This is a genomic window from Kribbella sp. NPDC050470 (assembly GCF_044458365.1).
Taxonomy (GTDB): Bacteria; Actinomycetota; Actinomycetes; order Propionibacteriales; family Kribbellaceae; genus Kribbella.
The window spans coordinates 12734-31959 of record NZ_JBITHV010000004.1; the positions used below are offsets into that span (position 1 = coordinate 12734).

Below are 19226 nucleotides of genomic sequence, written 5' to 3' on the forward strand. Positions count from 1 at the left end.
CTTTGTGAGCGGGCTCACATGCTCCTGGTTCTCACCACGCGTTCGAGTCGCGTACCGTTAGTACCACTTGCACACTGGTATATGTCCACTGGACGCACTGGTATGCGACAGATCACACCGCCAGCCAGCTGGATCGCACCGCCGGAGACCCCGGCGGCCGGAGCCGTACCTTCCCTTCAGCGTCGAGGGGCAGGCCGGCCGCCGGGCCCGACAGCCGAGAGGGAATGAGCCGCCGATGACGACCACCGCCAGCCCGACCCATACCGAAGCCGACGCCACCGCCGACCCGGAGCCCCTCAAAGCCGAGGCCTACGACCTGACTGACGCCCCGACGAAGCACGCCGGCCTGCTGGCCTGGGTCGCGGAGGTCGCCGCACTGACGCAGCCGGACCGGATCCACTGGATGGACGGCTCGGACGCGGAGTACGCGCAGCTCACCGACGAGCTGATCGCGGCCGGCACCATGGTCCGGCTGAACGACGAGAAGAAGCCGAACTCGTTCTGGGTCCGCACCGACCCGTCGGACGTCGCGCGGGTCGAGCAGCGCACGTTCATCTGCTCGGTCAACGAGGAAGACGCCGGTCCGACCAACAACTGGATGGACCCGGGCGAGATGAAGGCCCTGATGACCGGGCTGTACCGCGGCTCGATGCGCGGCCGGACGATGTACGTCGTCCCGTTCTGCATGGGCCCGCTGACCGCGGAGAAGCCGATGTTCGGGGTCGAGATCACCGACTCCGCGTACGTGGTCGCGTCGATGCGGATCATGGCCCGCACCGGCGCCGACGTACTCGAGAAGATGGGCACTGACGCGAACTACGTGCCCTGTCTGCACTCCGTCGGCGCACCGCTCCAAGAGGGCGAGAAGGACGTGCCGTGGCCCTGCAACGACGAGAAGTACATCGTGCAGTTCCCCGAGGAGCGGGCGATCTGGTCCTACGGCTCCGGGTACGGCGGCAACTCGCTGCTCGGCAAGAAGTGCTACTCGCTGCGAATCGCGTCGGCGATGGCTCGGGACGAGGGCTGGCTCGCCGAGCACATGCTGATCCTGAAGCTGATCTCGCCGGAGAAGAAGGTCCACTACATCGCGGCCGCGTTCCCGAGCGCCTGCGGCAAGACCAACCTGGCGATGCTCGACCCGACCCTGGAGGGCTGGGAGGTCGAGACGCTCGGCGACGACATCGCCTGGATGCGGTTCGGCGCGGACGGCCGGCTGTACGCGGTGAACCCCGAGTTCGGCCTGTTCGGCGTGGCCCCGGGTACCGGCTGGAAGACCAACCCGAACGCGATGCGCACGATCGAGAAGGGCAACTCGGTCTTCACGAACGTCGCGCTCACCGACGACGGTGACGTCTGGTGGGAGGGTTACTCGCCGACCCCGCCGAACCACCTGACCGACTGGAAGGGCCGGGAGTGGACGCCGGACTCGGGCGAGCTGTCGAGCCACCCGAACAGCCGGTTCTGCACCCCGATCAAGCAGTGCCCGATCATCGCCGACGAGTACGAGGACCCGAACGGCGTGCCGATCTCGGCGATCATCTTCGGCGGCCGCCGGGCCACCACGGTGCCGCTGGTGACCGAGTCGCGGGACTGGGACCACGGTGTGTTCATGGGCGCGACGCTGTCGTCCGAGACCACCGCGGCCGCGGTCGGCGAGGTGGGCGTCGTACGGCGGGACCCGATGGCGATGCTGCCGTTCCTCGGCTACAACGCGGGTGACTACTTCGACCACTGGCTGACCGTCGGCAAGGAGCACGACGCCTCCAAGCTGCCGCGGATCTTCTACGTGAACTGGTTCCGCAAGGACGAGGCCGGCAAGTTCGTCTGGCCCGGGTTCAGCGAGAACAGCCGGGTGCTGAAGTGGGTGATCGAGCGGATCGAGGGCCAGGCCGCCGCGGTCGAGACCCCGATCGGCCGGGTGCCGACCGCCGACGCGCTGGACGTGTCCGGCCTGGACATGACCGACGAGGAGCTGGCGATCGCGCTGAAGTTCGACGCCGACGAGTGGCGGACCGAGCTGCCGCTGATCGAGGAGTGGTTCGCCAAGCTCGGTGACAAGGTTCCGGCCACGCTGAAGCTCGAGCTCGACAACCTGCGAGCGCGGCTCGGCTGACCCAGACTCCGACCTGCCGATTCGGAAGCCGGCACGTCGGACGGAAAGCGCGGCGCCCTGGCCCACCGGCCGGGGCGCCGCGCTCTTCTGACTACGGCCGCTCGGCGAGGATGCGCCGTACCTCCTCGTCCTCGACTGGCGAGAAGTCGCGGTAGGCCTGGCCGACCGCGGTGTAGTACAGCGGCGTCCACACGCACACCACCTCGTCCGCGACTTGGGCCAGTCGCCGGCAGCCGTCCGCACCACCGACCGGTACGGCGACGATCACGCGAGCCGGCTGCTGCCGCCGTACCGCTGCCACTGCCGCTCGCATGGTCGAGCCGGTGGCCAGGCCGTCGTCGACCAGGATCACCACTTTCCCGCGGACGTCGATTGCCGGCCGATCGCCCCGGTACGCCACCTCGCGGCGCCGCAGCTCGCGCGTCTCCTCCTCGAGGACGTCGGCCAGCGCATGCTCACCGGCTTCGGCCAGGACCGGCTCGTTGCGGACCGTCTGGGTCTCGCCGCCGACGCCCGCGATCGCGCCCATCGCGAGCTCCGGTTGTTGCGGCAGGCCGAGCTTGCGGACGATCAGCACGTCCAGCTCCGCCCCCAGGGCGTCCGCGACCGGCGCCGCCACGGGTAAACCACCGCGCGCCAGCCCCAGGACGAGGACTGATCCGGCGACCTCGCCGAGCTCGTCGGCCAGAGCCCGGCCCGCAGCCGCCCGGTTCGGGTACGGCCTCATACCCAGCATGATCCCTCGCCAGGGCTCGTCAGGCGTACTTTTGGTGGCATGCAGATACCTGAGCACGCGCGGACGGTCCTCGAGTCGGACGCCCTCGGGCATCTGGTGACGATCAATCCGGACGGAAGCCCGCAGGTCTCGGTGATCTGGGTGGGCCTCGACGGCGACGAGATCATCGCGGCGCATGTGCCGAACAACCGGAAGGTGAAGAACATCCGGCGCGACGGCCGGGTGGTCCTGTCGATCGAGACCGATCGAATGAACGAGATGGGCCTGACCGAGTACCTGGTGATCACCGGCACCGCCCGGATCACCGAGGGCGGGGCGGTCGACGTGCTGCGGAAGCTGGCCAGGACCTACATCGGACCGGACGCCGACTTCCTGCCCGGCGACAACCTGCCGCCTGGCTACGTCACCCACATCACCGTCGACCGAATCAGCGGCGTTGGGCCGTGGATGAGCTGACCGCGGCCCGCGTGCCGGGCTGTGCCGCGGATAGGTTGGCGGCATGAAGATCGGTGTGATGCTTCCTGTCGGCGGTGAGGACGGACCCGGCGGAACGGCGCCGGGGTGGAAGGACATCCGGGCGGTGGCCGAGGCCGCGGACCGCACCGGGATGGACTCCGTCTGGCTGGCCGACCATTTCTTCTACAAGGCGCCGGACGGGCAGCTGTTCGGGATGCACGAGGCGTGGACGCTGCTGAGCGCGGTCGCGGCCGCCACCACCCGGGTCGAGCTCGGGAACCTGGTGTTGTGCGCGTCGTTCCGGGATCCGGGGCTGACCGCGAAGATGGCGGCGACGCTCGACGAGGTGTCGGGCGGGCGGCTGGTGCTCGGGGTCGGGGCCGGCTGGCACGACCCGGAGTACGAGGCGTTCGGGCTGCCGACGGACCATCGGGTCGGGCGGTTCGAGGAGTGGCTGGAGATCGTGGCGCGGCTGGTCCGCGGCGAGACGGTCAGCTTCGACGGCACCTACCACCACGTCCGCGACGCCGTCCTCGAGCCGCCGCCCGCGCGGCCGATCCCCATCCTGGTCGCCGGACACCGCCCGCGCATGATGCGCCTGACCGCCGAATGGGCCGACGCCTGGAACACAGCCTGGTACGGCGCCCCGACCGAGAAGGTCGAAGAACGCCTGGGCACGCTCCACGACGTAGTCCAGAAGACCGGCCGCACGGTCGCATCGACGGTCGGAATCATCGTCCGCGACCCCGACCAGCCGCCTGTCCCCGACCCCGAGACCCGCGCCTTCGACGGCACGGTCCAGGAGTTGGCCGACGCCCTCACGGCGTACCAAGACCTGGGCGTCGACCACCTGATCGTCTCGCTGGAGCCGATGAGTCCACGCTCGGTCGAACGGTTGGCCGAAGCCAGGCAGTTGATGAGCAAATAACACCGGCCCGGCAACCACCCGGGGGTCCGGGGGGCGAAGCCCCTCCGGGGCGGGGTCTGGGGGCCCCGCCCCCAGAAAACACACCGGAGCTCCCGGTCCGCGCAGTTCGCGGACAGGGAGCTCCCAGAGCGGAGGCGGCGGGATTTGAACCCGCGAGAGGGGGTTACCCTCAACCCGCTTAGCAGGCGGGCGCCATCGACCGGACTAGGCGACGCCTCCTCCGACGGTTCCCGCAGGGGAACTCGACGACGGCCAAGACTATCCGCTCGACCCGGTTCGCAGCAAAGCGGGTCCGGCGACACTCAGCGTGCCGGAGGTGGCACGTTGGGAGACTAACCCGGTGCACCTGTAATCTGGCCCGCATCGACGGGGGTCGTCAGCACACGTCAACCGAGTGGGTGCCGTGGGCGTCTGAAGTACCGTGGGCCGCTGCACGCGGCCGACGGAGGGCTGCCACGTCGTCGATCAGGGAACGGAGCCATGTCGCGGAGTACTCGCGCTGCCGGACGGAGGTCCGCGCCTCGAGCCAACCGGTCCCGGCACCGCACGCCGCGGGCCCGTACGGCGTCGAAGGCGATCGGACTCACCCTGCTCAGCGCGCTGGTCCCCGGCTCCGGGCTGCTGATGGGCGGCCGCAAGAAGCTCGGCGCATTCGTGCTCACGATCAGCATCGGCCTGCTGCTCCTCGCGGCGTACGTCGGCCTGACCCGGCGTGACTCTGTCCTCGCCTTCGCGGTCTCGCCGCGCCAGCTGCTGATCGCGACCGCGGCCGTGGTCGGCCTCGGCATCTGCTGGATCTGGATCGTGGTCGCCTCGCACAAGCTGCTCCGCCCGGTGAGCATGACCTACACCGGCCGGCTGGCGGGGTCGATGTTCGTCGGGTTGCTCTGCTTCGCGATCGCCGTACCGACGACCGTGGCGGCGCAGACCGTGATGGCGCAGCGGGACCTGGTCGGCAGCGTGTTCCAGTCCGAGGGCGACTCGAAGAGCGCGACCCGGCCGAAGGTGAACAAGAAGGACCCGTGGGCGAACACCCCGCGGCTGAACCTGCTGCTGCTCGGCGCCGACGACGGCGTCGGCCGGGAAGGCACCCGGACCGACACGGTGATCGTGGCCAGCATCGACACCAAGACCGGCGACACCTCGCTGATCTCGCTGAGCCGGAACTGGATGCGGATGCCGTTCCCGGCGGACTCGCCGCTGCACAAGGTGTACCCGGACGGCTTCTGGGACCCGAACAAGGGCAACGTCGAGCAGCCCGAGTACTACCTGGACGCAATGTACGAGAACATCCCGAAGCAGCACCCCGGGATCCTCGGGCAGACCGACAACGAGGGCGCCGACGCGGTGAAGCTCGCCGCCGGCGCCGCGCTCGGCCTGGACATCGACTACTACATGCAGGTCAACCTGGCCGGCTTCCGGCAGATCATCGACGCGGTCGGCGGGATCACCGTCAACGTCAACTACCGGGTGCCGATCGGCGGCGACTACGGCGCCGGCCCGGGCTCGAACAGCGAGCGGAAGCCGACCGGGTACATCGAGCCGGGCCCGGACCAGAAGCTCGACGGCTACCACGCGCTGTGGTTCGCGCGCGGCCGCTACGGCCTCAGCGACCCGTCCCGGCAGGAGCGGCAGCGCTGCACCATCCACGCGCTGGTCAACAGCGTCCAGCCGGCCACTCTGGTGACGAAGTACCAGCAGATCGCGTCGGCCGGCAAGCAGCTGCTGCGCACCGACATCCCGCAGGAGATCCTGCCGGCGTTCATCGAGCTCGGGCTGAAGGTCAAGGGCGCCAACGTCACCAACGTCGACCTGGACAAGAGCAAGAACTTCCCGACCGGCAAGAACCCGGACTACGAGGCCATGCAGGAGCTCGTGCAGAAGGCGATCAACCCGAAGAGCAAGCCGGTCGCCTCCACCCCGTCGACCACCGCGACGAAGAAGCCGTCCAGCGGTACGACGACCACCAAGAAGCCCAATACTCCGAAGCCGTCCGTCACCCCGGGCGCGACCGAGAACCTGAACGACGCCTGCGCGTACAACCCGACCGAGGCCGGCGGCAACTGACAGCAACCGGCCATCCACGACTGACCCGGTAGCCGGCCGGGAAGTATTGACCGCACGGAACGAGTCACTGGGGGTGACTGTGCGGCGGTGGACGGCAACGGCGATCGGGATCACACTCTTGGCGGCTGCAGCGTGCAGCGCTGAGCCGGAGGCCGGGCAAGCCCCGGCGCCTCAGAGCAGTACGACGAGCACACCGCCACCGAAACCGACTCCGGCCCCACCACCCACGCCGGTGCGGTTGTCCGTCCCGATGTATCAGCGGGCGCTGACCAACGTCGAGAAGGTGCTGCGGCCGTACGTGGTCCGGGTGATGAACGCCAGGACGCTGCCCGCCTTCGACGCGACCCGGGCTCAGCTTGCGGCGGCCGTCGTACTCGAGCGGCAGGCGCTCGAAAAGGTGAACCCGCCCAAGGCGCTCGACGCGGCCCACGAGACGGTGCTCGCGTCGTTCGACGGCTATCCGGACGACGTCACCGACAACCTCAGCGCCGCCGGGTTGACCAAGACCGGCTGTGGTCTGCCCAAGGCGCCGGCCGTCCGGCTCTACGAGGCCAAGTCGGGGATCCGTACGTCGGTCGCCGAGCTGACGCAAGGGGTGTCGCGGGCGGTCGGGAAGGGGCTCCGGTTCGGCGCGCTCGTCGTACCGCCGGCTCCGAAGGCGCCGCCGTCGGTCAACGGGCGGGGCACGAACGGCAAGGTCATCCAGCGGTCGGGCTCCCGCGGTCCGGGGCGGCTGGCGATCGACAACGGCAGCTCGTCGGACGTGGTGATCGTGGTGACGAACCGCAACCCGCGCAAGCCGCAGGTGTCGATCTACGTGCGCGCCAACCACAAGGCGACGCTGAACGGGATCCGCGGCAGCTACTACGTCTACTTCAAGTCCGGCACCGGCTGGGACGCCGCGAACCGGCGGTTCACCGAGGACTGCCAGTACGAGAAGTACGACGACCGCTTCGACGGATCGTTCGACTGGTCGATCAGCCTGGCGCGGACCCCCTTCGGCAACGCCTCGACCTCGGAGACCGACGCGTTCTAGGCACCCCACCTCCTCCGCCTTCGTCTTTTCGCAGGTGAGAGACTTCTGCGATGCGTACGACGTACCGGATGCGGGCGGGGCGATTCGTCGGGATCCCGGCCGCTGGGCTGATCCTGCTCGGGGTCGCCGCGATCCTGTGGGCGATCGGGCTGCCGGGTGCGGTGGTCGCCGTCTTCCTCGTGCTGGGTGGGCTGGTCGTGCTCGCCGGGCTGTACGTGCTTGTCCGGCCCCCCGTCGTCCTGAAGCTGCGGGACGACGACATCGAGGTGCGCGGGGTCCGCACGGCCTGGACGGACGTCACCGCGGTCGGGCGCGTGGAGACGACGCACGGTGAGGCGATCGTGATGCGGACCCAGGAGAAGGAGCACTCGGTCCTGGTGCCGATCAGCTGGCTCGCGCCCGGGCAGATCGAGTCGCTGGAGACCGCGCTGCGAGACCGGCTGAACGAGGCGCACGGCTACACGATCTGGGACGGCACCGCGCCGGACGACGCAGATCCCGCAGAATGAGTCACCCCGATCGTTTGGAGCTCGCGTGCTTTCGTTCGAGATGTCGTCCGAGGAACTGACCGGCTACCAGGGCACCAACCCGCGGCCGGCCGACTTCGACCAGTACTGGGACAAGGGGCTGCTCGAGCTCGACGCGGTCGCCCCGGAGACCGAGTTCGTGGACGCGACGGACTTCCCGCTGACCACTGCGACCGCGCAACACCTGTACTTCACCGGCACCGGCGGCTACCGCGTGCACGCGAAGGTCGTCCGGCCCGCGGAGCCGACGGGCCCCGCGGTGCTGCTGTTCCACGGGTACGGCGGTGAGCAGCCGAAGTGGGTCGAGTTGCTGCCATACGCCGCCCGCGGGTTCACCGTGGCCGCGCTGGACGTCCGTGAGCAGGTCGGGTTCCTGACCGAGTCGCAGGCGGCGAACAGCTTCTCCCTGCACAACCACCTGGTGCACGGGCTCGACGACGGGCCGGAGGGATTGCTCTACCGGCACGTTTTCCTGGACACCCGGCGGCTCGCGCAGATCATCGGCGGGCTGCCCGACGTGGACGAGACGCGGATCGCGACCACCGGTTGGAGCCAGGGTGGTGGGCTGTCGCTGGTGGCGGCCGCGTTGACGCCGTCGATCAAGTACACCGCCAGCGTCTACCCGTTCCTCGTCGACTACCAGCGAGCCTGGGACCTCAACCTGGAGCGGGCGCCGTACGACGAGATCGTCACCTGGTTCAGGAAGCGGGACCCGCGGCACCTGCGGCAGGACGAGGTGTTCACGACCCTCGGGTACATCGACGTGCAGCACCTGGCGGCGCGGATCCGGGGTGAGGTGACACTGTTCGTCGGCCTCGAGGACCAGGTCTGCCCGCCGTCGACGCAGTACGCCGCCTACAACAAGGTCACCGCGCCGAAGTCGGTGCGGGTGTACCCGGACTTCGGTCACGACGACCTACCGGGCGCGCACGACGACATCTACCAGCTGATCGGCGCGAAGCTCTGACCACGCTCACGGTCCTCGGCAACGCCGCGCCGTACCCGCAGCCGGATCGCCCGTGCTCGGGGTATCTGCTCCGGGCCGGCGGTGCCTCGGTGTGGGTCGACGCCGGTCCCGGATCGCTGGCGGAACTGCTTCGGCATGCCGAGTTGTCGGAGTTGGATGCGGTGTGGCTGTCGCACCTGCACCTCGACCACATCGGTGACTTGCTGAACGCCTACTACGCCTTGGCGTACGGTGAGATGCCTGCCCGGGCTCCGCTTCCGGTCTACGCGCCGGCCGGACTGGCGGATCGGCTGGCTGGGTTCTTCGCGCAACCGGATGCCGGCTTTCTGGCCGACGTACTGGAGTTGCACGCCTTGTCCGACGGGCATGAAGTGCAGCTGAAGGAGCTGACCTTGCTCAGCCGGTCTGTGGACCACGGTGGTCCTGAGGCATATGGGTTGCGTGCGACGGCGGACGGTCGGGTGCTGGCGTACTCCGGCGACTGCACGCCTTGCCCGGCGTTGGACGAGCTGGCGGCCGACGCCGATTTGTTGCTGTGCGAGGCCAACGATCCGGTCCCGAACGCCTTCCACCACACGCCTGCGCAGGCAGGCTCGTTGGCTGGGCGATGCGGGGTTGGGCAGTTGGTGGTGACGCATGTCGGGCCGTTGCTGACCCCTGAAGCGGCCAGTGCGCAAGCCGGTGCGGTCCATGCGGAGATCGGTGCCACCTACACCTTCTAAGGTGCGGTCATGCAGTTCTTCGTGTGGGGACGGGATCGGCCGGGCGGGTTCGAGATCAAGGTTGCTTTGAACGAGGAGCACTGGTCGTTCATGGACGGGTACGCCGACGAGCTGATCGCCCGTGGTCCCACGCTGACCGGTCACGACGACGACGCCGAGACGACCGGGAGCCTGCACATCGTCGACCTGCCCGACGAGGACGCCGTACGGACGTTTGCCTTCGACGAGCCGTACTACCGCGCCGGCGCCTTCGAGCGCGTCGACTTGTACCGCTTCCACAACCACACCGGCGCCACCATGTGGGACTTCGCCAACGCAGTCCCTGAATACCACCGCTACCTCGTCATCACCACCGAGCCGACCCCGATCACCCCGACCGACCACGTCATCCTGTACGGCGACCTGTTCACTCTCGACGAGAGGCCGGTCGGCCAGGCTGCGCTCGTAGAAGCCCCAACCCCCGAGGCCGCCGCCAGCCTCCTCCCCGGCGCCGAAGCCCACCCCTGGGAATTCGGCGGCCGCCGCTAGCCGACCTTGTAGCGGAGGTGGGTCGCGTCGCGGCCTTCGAGGGAGCGGATCAGCTGGAGCTCGGCCGGGGTGCTGTCGAAGAGGCGGCGGCCTTCGCCGAGGAGGACCGGTACGAGGTGGATCTCCAGCTCGTCGAGCTCGCCCGCGGCGAGGAGGGACTGGGCCGCGCCGGCCCCGTGCACGAGGATCGCGCGGTCGCCCGCACCGGCCCGGGCTTCGGCGACACACGTCGCGACGTCGGTGTGAAACTTCGCGGTGCCGGGCGGCACGTCGTCCTCGTCGATGTGGTGCGTGAGGATGTGGATCGGCACGCCGTCGTGGTGGTCGCCGTTCCACCGCCCGGCCAGCTCGAACGTACGGCGCCCCGCGATCACCGCCCCGGTCGCCAGCGCCTCCGCGTAGATCTCCCCGTTGATCCCCGGCTCGTTCCGATCGTCCAGCCAGTTGAACAACCGCCCCCCACCCCGCCCCAACTCCTGCCCCGGCCGATCATCCGGCCCAGCAATGAACCCATCCAACGACATCGCCATGTACAACCGCGTCGGTCCGCTCATGGAGTCCACCTCATCGCAGGAAGCTTTCAAACCACTTTCACGTCGGGATCCAGGCCGGCCACCAGGGTGGGACGTTGCCGGGGCAGATGCCGGGGGAGTCGGCTGGGGTGCCTTGCCAGGAGTAGAGGGCCAGGTCGGCGATGGCGATCGCGATGGAGGCGGCGACCAGGGAGAACAGGAAGGCCTTGCCTGCGTAGCGGAAGACGATGTTGAACAGGACGAGGTTCACGATCAGCGCCAGGGGCAGGCCGAGGAACAGCAGGGTCAGGCCGTTGGGCACGCTGCCCGCGACGTCGACCTGGCAGGCCTTCCAGGACCGCGAAGTGATCACCACCAGCCCGAACGCCGCCCCGCCGCCGACGACCACCGCCAGGAACGACTCGCCCTTGCTCCCCTTCGCAGCCAATGCCATGAGGATTACCGTAAGTGATCCCGGCGCCGACTAGTAGCGCCACCGCAAGGCGCGGACGCGGTCTTCGAGCGACAGGCTGCCGAGAGACTTGGCGTCATGCCGCCGTACGGCGAGGAACGGGTCGACGATCGCCTCGCCGAGCGCCTCCCGCAGGACCGCTGACCGTTCGAGCGCGCCGAGGGCGTCCTCGAGCGTGAGCGGCAAGCGCCGTACGCCCATCCTCGAAAGCTCGGCGTCCGAGTACGTCGCCGGGTCGCGGTCGAGCCCGTCCGGGAGCTCCGCCTTCCGCTCGAGCCCGGTCAGTGCGCTCGCGAGTACTGCGGCCGCAGACAGATATGCGTTGCCCGACGGGTCGCCGATCTTGATCTCGCAGTTGGCCGAGTCCGGGCGGCTGGTGATGCTGCCGGGCACGTAGCGCAGCGCGGCCTCGCGGTTCTCCGGACCCCAGCACGCGTACGCGCCCGCCCAGTTGCCCGGCACACGGCGGTCGGCGCTGACCACACTCGGCGCGAGGACGCCGGTGAGGCCGTCGAGCTCGTTCAGCACGCCCGCGATCAAGTGCCGCGCATGCTCCGACGGACCACCGTCGTCCCCGAACGGCACGCCGTTCAGCGCCGCCGAGAAGTGGATGTGCGCCCCGTTGCCGACGAACCCGGCCACCGTGATCGGCGCGAACGACACGAGCAGGTCGTGCCGACGCGCCACCCGGTGTACGACGAGACGCGCAAGCTGCGACTGGTCGGCCGCCTGCAACGGCGACGCCGGCGGCAACGCGACCTCGACCTGCCCTTGCGCGTACTCCGGATGCAACTGCTCCGCCGGCACGCCGGCCGCATCGAGTGCTTCGAGGACGTCGACCGCGAAGTCCTCCAGCTTCAGCGTCGCCAGGACGCCGTACGCCGGACCGAGCGTGGCGACCTTCGGATCAGCCGGATCGCCGGTGAACACGGTGAACTCGAGCTCGAACCCCAGCTTCACGTCGAGCCCAGCCGCGATCGCCCGCTCCTCCTGCCGGCGCAGGGCTGCGCGCTGGCAGATGTCCACCGGCTGGTGGTCCTGCAACAGCTGGTCCGCGGGCGCCCAGAACACGGTGTTGTCCGGTCCGAGCGGCGCGGCGGCGGTCAGGTCGGGGATCAGCCGGTTGTCGCCGACCGGCCCGTTGACCAGCGGCGATGTAGTGATCCCGTCGTCGGTGCACATCAGCGCGAACACCGGGGACAGGCCGATGCCGTCGCGGGCCGCGGTACGCAACCGGTAGGCCGGCACCGACTTGGCGCGGGTGAGACCCGCGTTGTCGACGATCGACGTGATGAGCATCCGCAGACCGCTGTCGAGCAGCGCGTTGACGCGGTCCGCGGGCGGCAGGCTGTCGGTGATGGACACGCTGACTTCGTACCACACGACAAGGCGCTGTAAGTTCAGCTGCTCTGCCCCCAGGAGACGAGATGATCGGTCGGCTCCGCCGTCGACGAAGGTGAGAAACGAATGCGTTTGACCCCGCCCACCGTCCTGGTCACTGCTCTCGTCCTTGCGACGGCAGGCTGCGGTGGCGACCAGGACCGCGCCGAGGACAACCCCGGCGCCGTCGTGTCGACACCGGCTCCGGCGCCCAAGCCGAAGCCGGTGCCCGCGATCAGCACGCGGGGAGCGGAGGACGTGCTGAAGCGGTACCTGCCGGCGATCAGCCAGGCGAACGCGAAACTGGACCCGGCACGGGCTGCGAAGGTCGAGACGGGATCGGCGCTGCAGCTGCACAGTGCGCAGTACCGCGTGTATCGCAAGAACGGTTTGCGCTATGCCAAGGTCAAATACACCGGAGCGCTGGGTGCGGCGCCGATGGTCACCGGGTACCCCCGGTGGTTCTTCACGGCCGCGACGGACCGCGGCTCGACGCCGGCGACGCGCGACTTCCTGCTGTTCGTCCAGGAGCGCAGCGGTGCGCCGTGGCGGGTGACGTATGCGCCGTACTCGAGTACCGCGACCGGTCCGCTCGCGTCCGGAGTGGACGTGGCGGACTTCCCGGCGGTCGTGGCCGCGACCGACACCCGCTTGGAGATCGCACCGAGCCAGGTCCCCGCCGTCCTGGCCGGCGCCGTGACCGAGGGCGCCAAGAACCCGTACGCGAAACGGCTCGCGAAGGATGGCATCTTCCAGAAGGCGCGCGCCAAGATTGTCGACAATCGGACTGCCTACACGAGCAACGACTGGGCCGGAACCAGCCGCGCCGTCGCCGCCCGAACCCCGGTCTATGCGCTGCGGACGAAATCCGGTGGTGCGCTCGTCTGGTTCGGGCTCGACCTGGTGCACTCCTATCGCAACCAGGGCGACACCAAGATGGTGTGGGACACCTCGACCGTCGGCGACATGCAGCGTGGATTCGGGGTGCCGTCCGAGGTCAAGACGTCGATCGCTCGACAGGAGCGCTACGAACTGGTCGCCTACATTCCGCCGAAGGGCAAGGGCACGATGCGGCTCCTCGCGAGCCGCTGGTTTCCGCTGTCCGTCCGCGGAAGCTGAGGCGCCGGCGGACGGGAGGCGCCAGCGGATGAGAAGGCGTTAGCGGGCGAGCAGGCGTCAGCGGGCGAGGAGGCCGGTGGCGACGATCTCGGTGGCGGTGCCGAGCAGTGCGCGGAGCTCGGCCGGGTCCCGGCGGAGGCTGTCGGGGCGCCAGCCGAGGCTGATCACGCCGTTCCAGGCCGCCCACAGGATCGTCGCGACCTCCTCCGGGTCCACCGACCGGATCACGCCAGCCGCCATGCCCTGCCGGAGCGCCTCGACCAGGCGGCGGTTCTGCTCGTCGACCGCGCGGACCAGTCGCTCCGACAGTTCGTGCCCGGCCTGGTACTGACCCGGCTGACCCGGGAACGCCAGCATCCGGAAGTAGTCCGGGTGGTCGAGGTAGAAGTCGAGGTACTGCTCAGCGGCGGCGTACAACTGCTCGACCGGCGACCGGTCCGCGGTGTACGCGCGGTCCATGTAGTGCCGGTCGGCCTCGAGCGCGTGCTCGACCACCGCTGCCTGCAGTCCTGCCTTCGAACCGAAGTGGTTGTAGATCGACCCGACCGCGACCCCGGCCCGCTCGGCGATCTCCTCGACCGTCACGTCGTCGACGGACCGCTCGCTGAAGATCTCCTGGCCGGCCCGGACCAGTGCGTCCATCGTCCGTCGCTTCCGGGGATCCACGCCCCCATGCTACGGTCTTGCAATCATTACAAGAACTCCCGGAGGCCGCGATCCGCGGCGCTGCTCAGCTAGGTCGGCCGAGGAGGCGTTCCAGGAGGCGAGGGTCGGTCGGCCAGGCGCCGAGCAGGGTCTCGCGGGGGATCGAGCGGGCGGCGTACCTCAGCAGCAGGACGACAGCGACGACGTCGTCGAGCGGGCCGATGACCGGGAGAAACTCGGGCAGCAGGTCGATCGGCGACAGTACCCAGAGGACGGCGACGAGCAGGGCGATCTTGGCTCGGCGGGGGACGTCGGGGTGCATGCGGAGCGTGCGGGCCGCGGTCACACACGACGGGAGAAACTCGGCGACCTGCCGGAGCAGGCCGTTCGGGAGCCGATGGGCGAACAGGACCATCAGACCGCAGCTGAGCGCCCACAGGCCGGCCACGATCCCGGCGATCACCAGCGCCTCGACCACGGGTCAACCATAATCGGGACCATGGACCGCTGGCCGGACGGCAGGTACCGAGTGGGAATCTCGGGCTGGCGGTACGCGCCCTGGCGGAAGGTGTACTACCCCGAGGGCCTGCCGCAGCGGGCCGAGCTGGAGTACGCCTCCGGCCGGCTGAACTCCATCGAGCTGAACGGCTCGTTCTACTCGCTGCAGCGCCCGTCGTCGTACCAGCGCTGGTACGACGAGACGCCGGACGGGTTCGTGTTCTCGGTCAAGGGTCCGCGCTTCGTCACGCACATGAAGAAGCTGGTCGACGTCGACGCGCCGATGGCCAACTTCTTCGCCTCCGGCGTACTTGCTCTCGGCAACAAACTTGGTCCGGTGCTCTGGCAGCTGCCGCCGAATCTCGGGTACGACGCCGACCGGTGCGGACCGTTCTTCGAGTCGTTGCCGCGCACCACGGCGGCCGCAGCCGAGGTCGCGAAGGGTCATGACGAGCGGATGGAGGGCCGGGCGTTGCTGGAGTGCTCGGTCGACATCCCGCTCCGGCATGCGATCGAGGTGCGGCACTCCAGCTTCGAGACCAAGGAGTTCGTCGAGCTGTGCCGCGCGTACGACATCGCGCTGGTCTGTGCGGACACCGCCGGCAAGTGGCCGATGTTCGGCGACGTCACCTCCGACTTCGCCTACGTCCGCCTACACGGCGCCGAGGAGCTCTACGTCAGCGGGTACGACGACGAGTCGCTCGACCACTGGGCCCGCAAGATCAGATCCTGGAAGCGCGACACCTACGTCTACTTCGACAACGACGTCAAGGTCCGTGCCCCCTTCGACGCGGAAGCCCTCGCCCAACGCCTGAAGATCAGAAAAGCCGGGCGGTGACTGGTTCCTCCAGGTCCAGGAGGAACTGCTTCCGCTTGAGCCCGCCGGCGTACCCGGTCAGTGAGCCGTTCTTGCCGACCACGCGGTGGCATGGGACGACGATGCAGAGCGGGTTCTGGCCGACTGCCTTTCCCACCGCTTGGGCCGTCTCGCCGAGTCGGGCTGCGATCTCGCCGTACGTCGTGGTCGCGCCGTACTCGATCTCGGTGAGGACCGCCCACACGCGCCGCTGGAAGGCGTCGCCGCGCAGGACGATCGGGAGGTCGAAGCCGATCCGCTCACCGGCGAGGTACTCGTCGAGCTGGCGGGCGGCCTCGGCGATGACCGGGTCGGTCGGCTCGACCGGCTCGCCGAGAGTGGCCGGCGTCGGCTTCACCCAGTGGTGCGGGAAGTAGACGCCGGCCAGTGCATTGCCTGCGGCGACCAGGGTGAGGTCACCGATCCGGGTGCTGACGGTCGCGTGCCTGTTCATGCTGATGGAACGCGTCAGCACCCGGACGTGTGAGCCTCAGGAGCCGACGCGCTCCCGGGTCCGGCGCCGGAACTCCCGGCCGACCTGGGTCACCTCGGCATGCTGGACGTCGGTGACCACCATCGCCGGCGAACCGTCCGCCGGCGCCTGGGCCACCCACTCGCCCCGCGGGTCGATCACGCCCGCCTCGAGCCCGCCGTCCGGGTTGGCCGACACGGCGAAGCTGATCCAGCAGGTGTTGTTGACCGCGCACCCGCGCGCCTGAACCGCCACGTGCTCGTGGTGCGAGACGCCGTTCGTCGCGTACGACACCAGTACGCCGTCAGCGCCGAGTTGGTCGTACTCCGTGAACAGTTCCGGGAACAGCACGTCCAGCCCGAGCGCGAGCCCGAACCGGAATCCGTCCACGTCGAAGGTCACCGGCTGCTTGCCGGGGCTGTACATCCAGGTGAGCTTCGTGGTCGACAGCGTGCGTTCGTCGTACCGGGCGACCACTTTGCCCTGGTCGGAGACGACGTACATGCTGTTGTGCGGGCGATCGGGTGCGGGCAGTTGGTGCACCGACGGGATCACCGCCCAGATCCCGAGCTCACCCGCGAGTACGGCGATTCGGTCGAGCTCCTGCTGCAGCACGGTCCAGTCGGCCTTGGTCCAGTCGGACGGGCCGACGTCGTCCGGGCCGAGCTCCGACATCACGTGCTTGCTCGGGAAGCAGATCGCCCCCTCGGTGAAGTGCACCAGGCGGGCGCCGGCCTTCGCGGCCTGCTTCAGGAAGCTGCGGATCTCGGCGCCGGCCTCCCGGAGCAGAGCGGCGCTGGTCGGGTCGTCGCGCATCGTCGACTGGACGACGGCGAGACGCAGGGTGTGGTTTTCCGGCATGTCTGGTTCTCCTGTGGGAGTCGGACGGAAGTACCGGAGGGCAGCCGTGTAGGACTCACCCGTCTTGGCGGCGCGGGCTCGAACCCGCCGTTTGAGGTTCCTGTGCGCTGTCATCTGGCCTTCCACGCACTCGTCCGCGATCCCCCAGCGATCCCGTCCGAGGCGGCTGACCAGGACGTACGGCCCGAGACAGGAAGTCCCTTTGCCTTCTCGATGAGACCGGGCTGGGGCCGGTCGACGAAGGTGAGGCGCGGGCCGCGCCGGATCCACATGCTAACCGAAGGTGCAGACCGACAGGAGGTATCCGGCTCCGGACGAGTTCTGCGGCGACTCGCACGCAGGGGAGACCCTGCCGACGCGGACTACCTCCTGTCCGTTTGCCCCCGGCGGCATAAGTCCAGCCAGAATGGGGTTGGCTTGGAGGAGCAGGTCCAGACGACGTTGGGAGCAGAGGGTGAGCATTCGAGTCGGGTACAAGGCGTCGGCGGAGCAGTTCGGGCCGCGGGAGCTGGTGGAGTACTCGGTCCGGGCCGAGGAGCTCGGGCTCGACAGTGTGACCGTCTCGGACCACTTCCTGCCGTGGCGGCACGAGGGCGGCCACGCGCCGTTCGCGCTGGCCTGGCTGGCGGCGGTCGGCGAGCGGACCAACCGCGTGCTGCTGGGAACGTCGGTGCTGACGCCGACCTTCCGGTACAACCCGGCGGTGATCGCGCAGGCGTTCGCCACGATGGGTGAGTTGTACCCGGGGCGGGTGATGCTCGGAGTCGGCACCGGCGAGGCGCTGAACGAGATCGCGGTGTCGGGGATGGAGTGGCCGGAGTTCAAGGAGCGGTTCGCGCGGCTGCGGGAGGCGGTGCAGCTGATCCGCGACCTGTGGACGAAGGACGGCGTGAGCTCCGAGGGGCCGTACTACAAGACGGTCGACGCGTTCATCTACGACCGCCCGGAGACCCAGCTGAAGGTGTACGTCGCCGCCGGCGGACCGCTCGTGGCCAAGTACGCCGGCCGCGCGGGCGACGGGTTCATCGCGACCTCGGGCAAGGGGATGGAGCTGTACACCGAGAAGCTGATCCCCGCGGTCAAGGAGGGTGCTGAGAAGGCCGGGAAGAAGTTCGACGACCTGGACCGGATGCTCGAGGTCAAGGTCTCCTACGACCGCGACCCCGCGGCCGCGCTGGAGAACACCCGGTTCTGGGCGCCGCTGTCGCTGACGCCGGAGCAGAAGCACAGCGTGACCAGCGCGACCGAGATGGAGCGGCTGGCCGACGAGCTGCCGATCGAGCAGGTCGCGCAGCGCTGGATCGTCGCCTCCGACCCCGAGGAGGTCGTGAAGCAGTTCCAGCCCTACCTGGACGCCGGCTTCAACCACTTCGTCGTGCACGGTCCCGGCAACGACCAGGAACGCTTCCTCACCCAGTTCACCTCAGACGTGCTTCCGCTGCTGCGGAAGCTCGGCTAACGCAGGTCCTCCGAGAAGGCCTTGCCGGCCTGGGTGAGCAGGGGGACGGCTCGTTCGACGAGCTCTTCCGACATCCGGCCGGCGGGCCCGGAGATCGAGATCGCCAGCCGGGACGGCGCGTCCGGTACGGCGACCGCGACACAGCGCACCCCGAGCTCCTGCTCGCCTTCGTCGGTGGCGTAGCCGACCTCTTCGGCCTTGTGCAGCTGGGCGGTGAACGCCTCGGGGTCGGTGATGGTGTTGTCGGTGTGCTTCGGCATGCCCGTGCGATGCAGTAGCTCGCGCACCTCGGCCTCGGGCAGCTTCGCGAGGATCGCCTTGCCGACGGCCGTGCAGTGCGGCAGCACCCGGCGGCCGACCTCGGTGAACATCCGCATCGAGTGCCGCGACTGGACCTGCGCGAGGTACACGATCTGGTCGCCGTCGAGCATCGCCATGTTGGCCGACTCGCCGAGTTCGTCGACCAGGCGGGTCAGGTGCGGGCGGGCCCAGACGCTCAGCATGTTCGAGGAGCTCTCGCCGAGCCGGATCAGCCGCGGGCCGAGCACGTACTGCCGGGACGGCTCCTGGCGCAGGTAGCCGAGGTCGACCAGCGTGCGGACCAGCCGGTGGATCGTCGGCAGCGGCAGGCCGGACGCCGTGGCCAGCTGGGACAGGCCCATCATCCCGCCCGCGTCGGCCATCGTCTCGAGCAGCCCGAAGGCGCGCTCGATCGACTGCACACTGCCCGACCGGCCCTTGCCCTCAGTCTTCTCCGCCACCGCACACTCCCTCTTTCCGGATCATGGAAGTTTAGCGACAGATACCGGACATTGCGGCTTCCGCAAAGTAGATATTAGTATCCGCGATACGGAAACTGGCGTCAAGGTGAA

At 69.1% G+C, this 19226-nt stretch carries 21 protein-coding genes and 1 tRNA gene; 12 read left to right on the top strand and 10 right to left on the bottom strand.

Annotated features, from left to right (window positions below):
• The first annotated feature begins 235 nt into the window (after positions 1 to 235).
• Entirely contained in the window at positions 236 to 2113 is a 1878-nt protein-coding gene (locus tag ACIBGM_RS12000) for a phosphoenolpyruvate carboxykinase (GTP) (RefSeq protein ID WP_360536432.1), read from the top strand.
• 91 nt (positions 2114 to 2204) lie between these two features.
• Here ACIBGM_RS12000 and ACIBGM_RS12005 read toward each other — a convergent pair whose 3' ends face one another.
• Positions 2205 to 2840: a phosphoribosyltransferase family protein gene (locus tag ACIBGM_RS12005; RefSeq protein WP_360538465.1), complete on the bottom strand. Its 636-nt coding sequence runs from the start codon at positions 2838 to 2840 to the stop codon at positions 2205 to 2207.
• A gap of 48 nt (positions 2841 to 2888) precedes the next feature.
• Here ACIBGM_RS12005 and ACIBGM_RS12010 point away from each other — a divergent pair, with 48 nt between their 5' ends.
• Entirely contained in the window at positions 2889 to 3305 is a 417-nt protein-coding gene (locus ACIBGM_RS12010; RefSeq protein WP_360538467.1) for a PPOX class F420-dependent oxidoreductase, read from the top strand.
• A 43-nt stretch (positions 3306 to 3348) separates the two neighbouring features.
• Positions 3349 to 4233, top strand: coding sequence for an LLM class flavin-dependent oxidoreductase (locus ACIBGM_RS12015; RefSeq protein WP_360538469.1), 885 nt, complete (start codon positions 3349 to 3351; stop codon positions 4231 to 4233).
• Between the two features lie 129 nt (positions 4234 to 4362).
• Here ACIBGM_RS12015 and ACIBGM_RS12020 read toward each other — a convergent pair.
• Positions 4363 to 4452, bottom strand: a tRNA-Ser gene (locus tag ACIBGM_RS12020).
• A 261-nt stretch (positions 4453 to 4713) separates the two neighbouring features.
• Here ACIBGM_RS12020 and ACIBGM_RS12025 point away from each other — a divergent pair.
• The 6 genes from ACIBGM_RS12025 (at position 4714) to ACIBGM_RS12050 (ending at position 10080) form a co-directional block, all read left to right on the top strand.
• Positions 4714 to 6300, top strand: coding sequence for an LCP family protein (locus tag ACIBGM_RS12025; protein WP_396385400.1), 1587 nt, complete (start codon positions 4714 to 4716; stop codon positions 6298 to 6300).
• 232 nt (positions 6301 to 6532) lie between these two features.
• Positions 6533 to 7336, top strand: coding sequence for a hypothetical protein (locus ACIBGM_RS12030; RefSeq protein ID WP_396385401.1), 804 nt, complete (start codon positions 6533 to 6535; stop codon positions 7334 to 7336).
• A gap of 50 nt (positions 7337 to 7386) precedes the next feature.
• Positions 7387 to 7845, top strand: coding sequence for a hypothetical protein (locus ACIBGM_RS12035; RefSeq protein WP_396385402.1), 459 nt, complete (start codon positions 7387 to 7389; stop codon positions 7843 to 7845).
• A 25-nt stretch (positions 7846 to 7870) separates the two neighbouring features.
• Positions 7871 to 8830 (top strand): acetylxylan esterase, encoded by a 960-nt coding sequence (locus tag ACIBGM_RS12040; RefSeq protein WP_396385403.1) that lies wholly within the window; start codon positions 7871 to 7873, stop codon positions 8828 to 8830.
• On the top strand, positions 8827 to 9552 hold the full coding sequence (locus ACIBGM_RS12045) for an MBL fold metallo-hydrolase (RefSeq protein WP_396385829.1): 726 nt from the start codon (positions 8827 to 8829) through the stop codon (positions 9550 to 9552). Before ACIBGM_RS12040 ends, ACIBGM_RS12045 begins: the two co-directional genes overlap by 4 nt.
• Positions 9553 to 9561: 9 nt before the next feature.
• The gene (locus tag ACIBGM_RS12050; RefSeq protein ID WP_396385405.1) at positions 9562 to 10080 is read left to right on the top strand and encodes a YciI family protein; all 519 of its coding nucleotides are present in this window, start codon (positions 9562 to 9564) and stop codon (positions 10078 to 10080) included.
• Here the strand turns inward: ACIBGM_RS12050 and ACIBGM_RS12055 are convergent.
• From ACIBGM_RS12055 to ACIBGM_RS12065, 3 genes are read right to left on the bottom strand one after another with little or no spacing between them, the layout of a single operon-like run.
• The gene (locus ACIBGM_RS12055; protein ID WP_360538483.1) at positions 10077 to 10634 is read right to left on the bottom strand and encodes a dihydrofolate reductase family protein; all 558 of its coding nucleotides are present in this window, start codon (positions 10632 to 10634) and stop codon (positions 10077 to 10079) included. The genes ACIBGM_RS12050 and ACIBGM_RS12055 overlap by 4 nt on opposite strands.
• A 37-nt stretch (positions 10635 to 10671) precedes the next feature.
• Complete coding sequence (locus ACIBGM_RS12060; RefSeq protein ID WP_360538484.1) at positions 10672 to 11046, bottom strand: hypothetical protein; 375 nt, start codon at positions 11044 to 11046, stop codon at positions 10672 to 10674.
• Between the two features lie 30 nt (positions 11047 to 11076).
• The gene (locus ACIBGM_RS12065) at positions 11077 to 12429 is read right to left on the bottom strand and encodes a glutamine synthetase (RefSeq protein ID WP_396385407.1); all 1353 of its coding nucleotides are present in this window, start codon (positions 12427 to 12429) and stop codon (positions 11077 to 11079) included.
• 102 nt (positions 12430 to 12531) lie between these two features.
• Here ACIBGM_RS12065 and ACIBGM_RS12070 point away from each other — a divergent pair, with 102 nt between their 5' ends.
• Positions 12532 to 13563: a hypothetical protein gene (locus tag ACIBGM_RS12070; RefSeq protein WP_360538488.1), complete on the top strand. Its 1032-nt coding sequence runs from the start codon at positions 12532 to 12534 to the stop codon at positions 13561 to 13563.
• 57 nt (positions 13564 to 13620) lie between these two features.
• Here ACIBGM_RS12070 and ACIBGM_RS12075 read toward each other — a convergent pair whose 3' ends face one another.
• Together ACIBGM_RS12075 and ACIBGM_RS12080 are read right to left on the bottom strand one after the other, a co-directional pair.
• Positions 13621 to 14229: a TetR/AcrR family transcriptional regulator gene (locus ACIBGM_RS12075; protein ID WP_360538490.1), complete on the bottom strand. Its 609-nt coding sequence runs from the start codon at positions 14227 to 14229 to the stop codon at positions 13621 to 13623.
• A gap of 64 nt (positions 14230 to 14293) precedes the next feature.
• Complete coding sequence (locus ACIBGM_RS12080; protein WP_360538492.1) at positions 14294 to 14686, bottom strand: DUF1232 domain-containing protein; 393 nt, start codon at positions 14684 to 14686, stop codon at positions 14294 to 14296.
• A 21-nt stretch (positions 14687 to 14707) separates the two neighbouring features.
• On the opposite strand from ACIBGM_RS12080, the gene ACIBGM_RS12085 reads away from it, so the two are divergent.
• Positions 14708 to 15544: a DUF72 domain-containing protein gene (locus ACIBGM_RS12085; RefSeq protein ID WP_396385410.1), complete on the top strand. Its 837-nt coding sequence runs from the start codon at positions 14708 to 14710 to the stop codon at positions 15542 to 15544.
• Here the strand turns inward: ACIBGM_RS12085 and ACIBGM_RS12090 are convergent.
• Both ACIBGM_RS12090 and ACIBGM_RS12095 read right to left on the bottom strand, forming a co-directional pair.
• Positions 15525 to 16016, bottom strand: coding sequence for a methylated-DNA--[protein]-cysteine S-methyltransferase (locus tag ACIBGM_RS12090; RefSeq protein WP_396385412.1), 492 nt, complete (start codon positions 16014 to 16016; stop codon positions 15525 to 15527). The genes ACIBGM_RS12085 and ACIBGM_RS12090 overlap by 20 nt on opposite strands.
• 36 nt (positions 16017 to 16052) lie before the next feature.
• Positions 16053 to 16895, bottom strand: a complete 843-nt coding sequence (locus ACIBGM_RS12095; protein ID WP_360518822.1) for a carbon-nitrogen hydrolase family protein — start codon at positions 16893 to 16895, stop codon at positions 16053 to 16055.
• A gap of 454 nt (positions 16896 to 17349) precedes the next feature.
• On the opposite strand from ACIBGM_RS12095, the gene fgd reads away from it, so the two are divergent.
• A complete protein-coding gene (gene fgd, locus ACIBGM_RS12100; RefSeq protein ID WP_360518825.1) occupies positions 17350 to 18354 on the top strand; it encodes a glucose-6-phosphate dehydrogenase (coenzyme-F420) in 1005 nt (334 codons plus the stop codon).
• Here fgd and ACIBGM_RS12105 read toward each other — a convergent pair.
• Complete coding sequence (locus tag ACIBGM_RS12105; protein ID WP_360518828.1) at positions 18351 to 19115, bottom strand: IclR family transcriptional regulator; 765 nt, start codon at positions 19113 to 19115, stop codon at positions 18351 to 18353. The two genes, fgd and ACIBGM_RS12105, sit on opposite strands and share 4 nt — an antisense overlap.
• Positions 19116 to 19226: the final 111 nt, after the last annotated feature.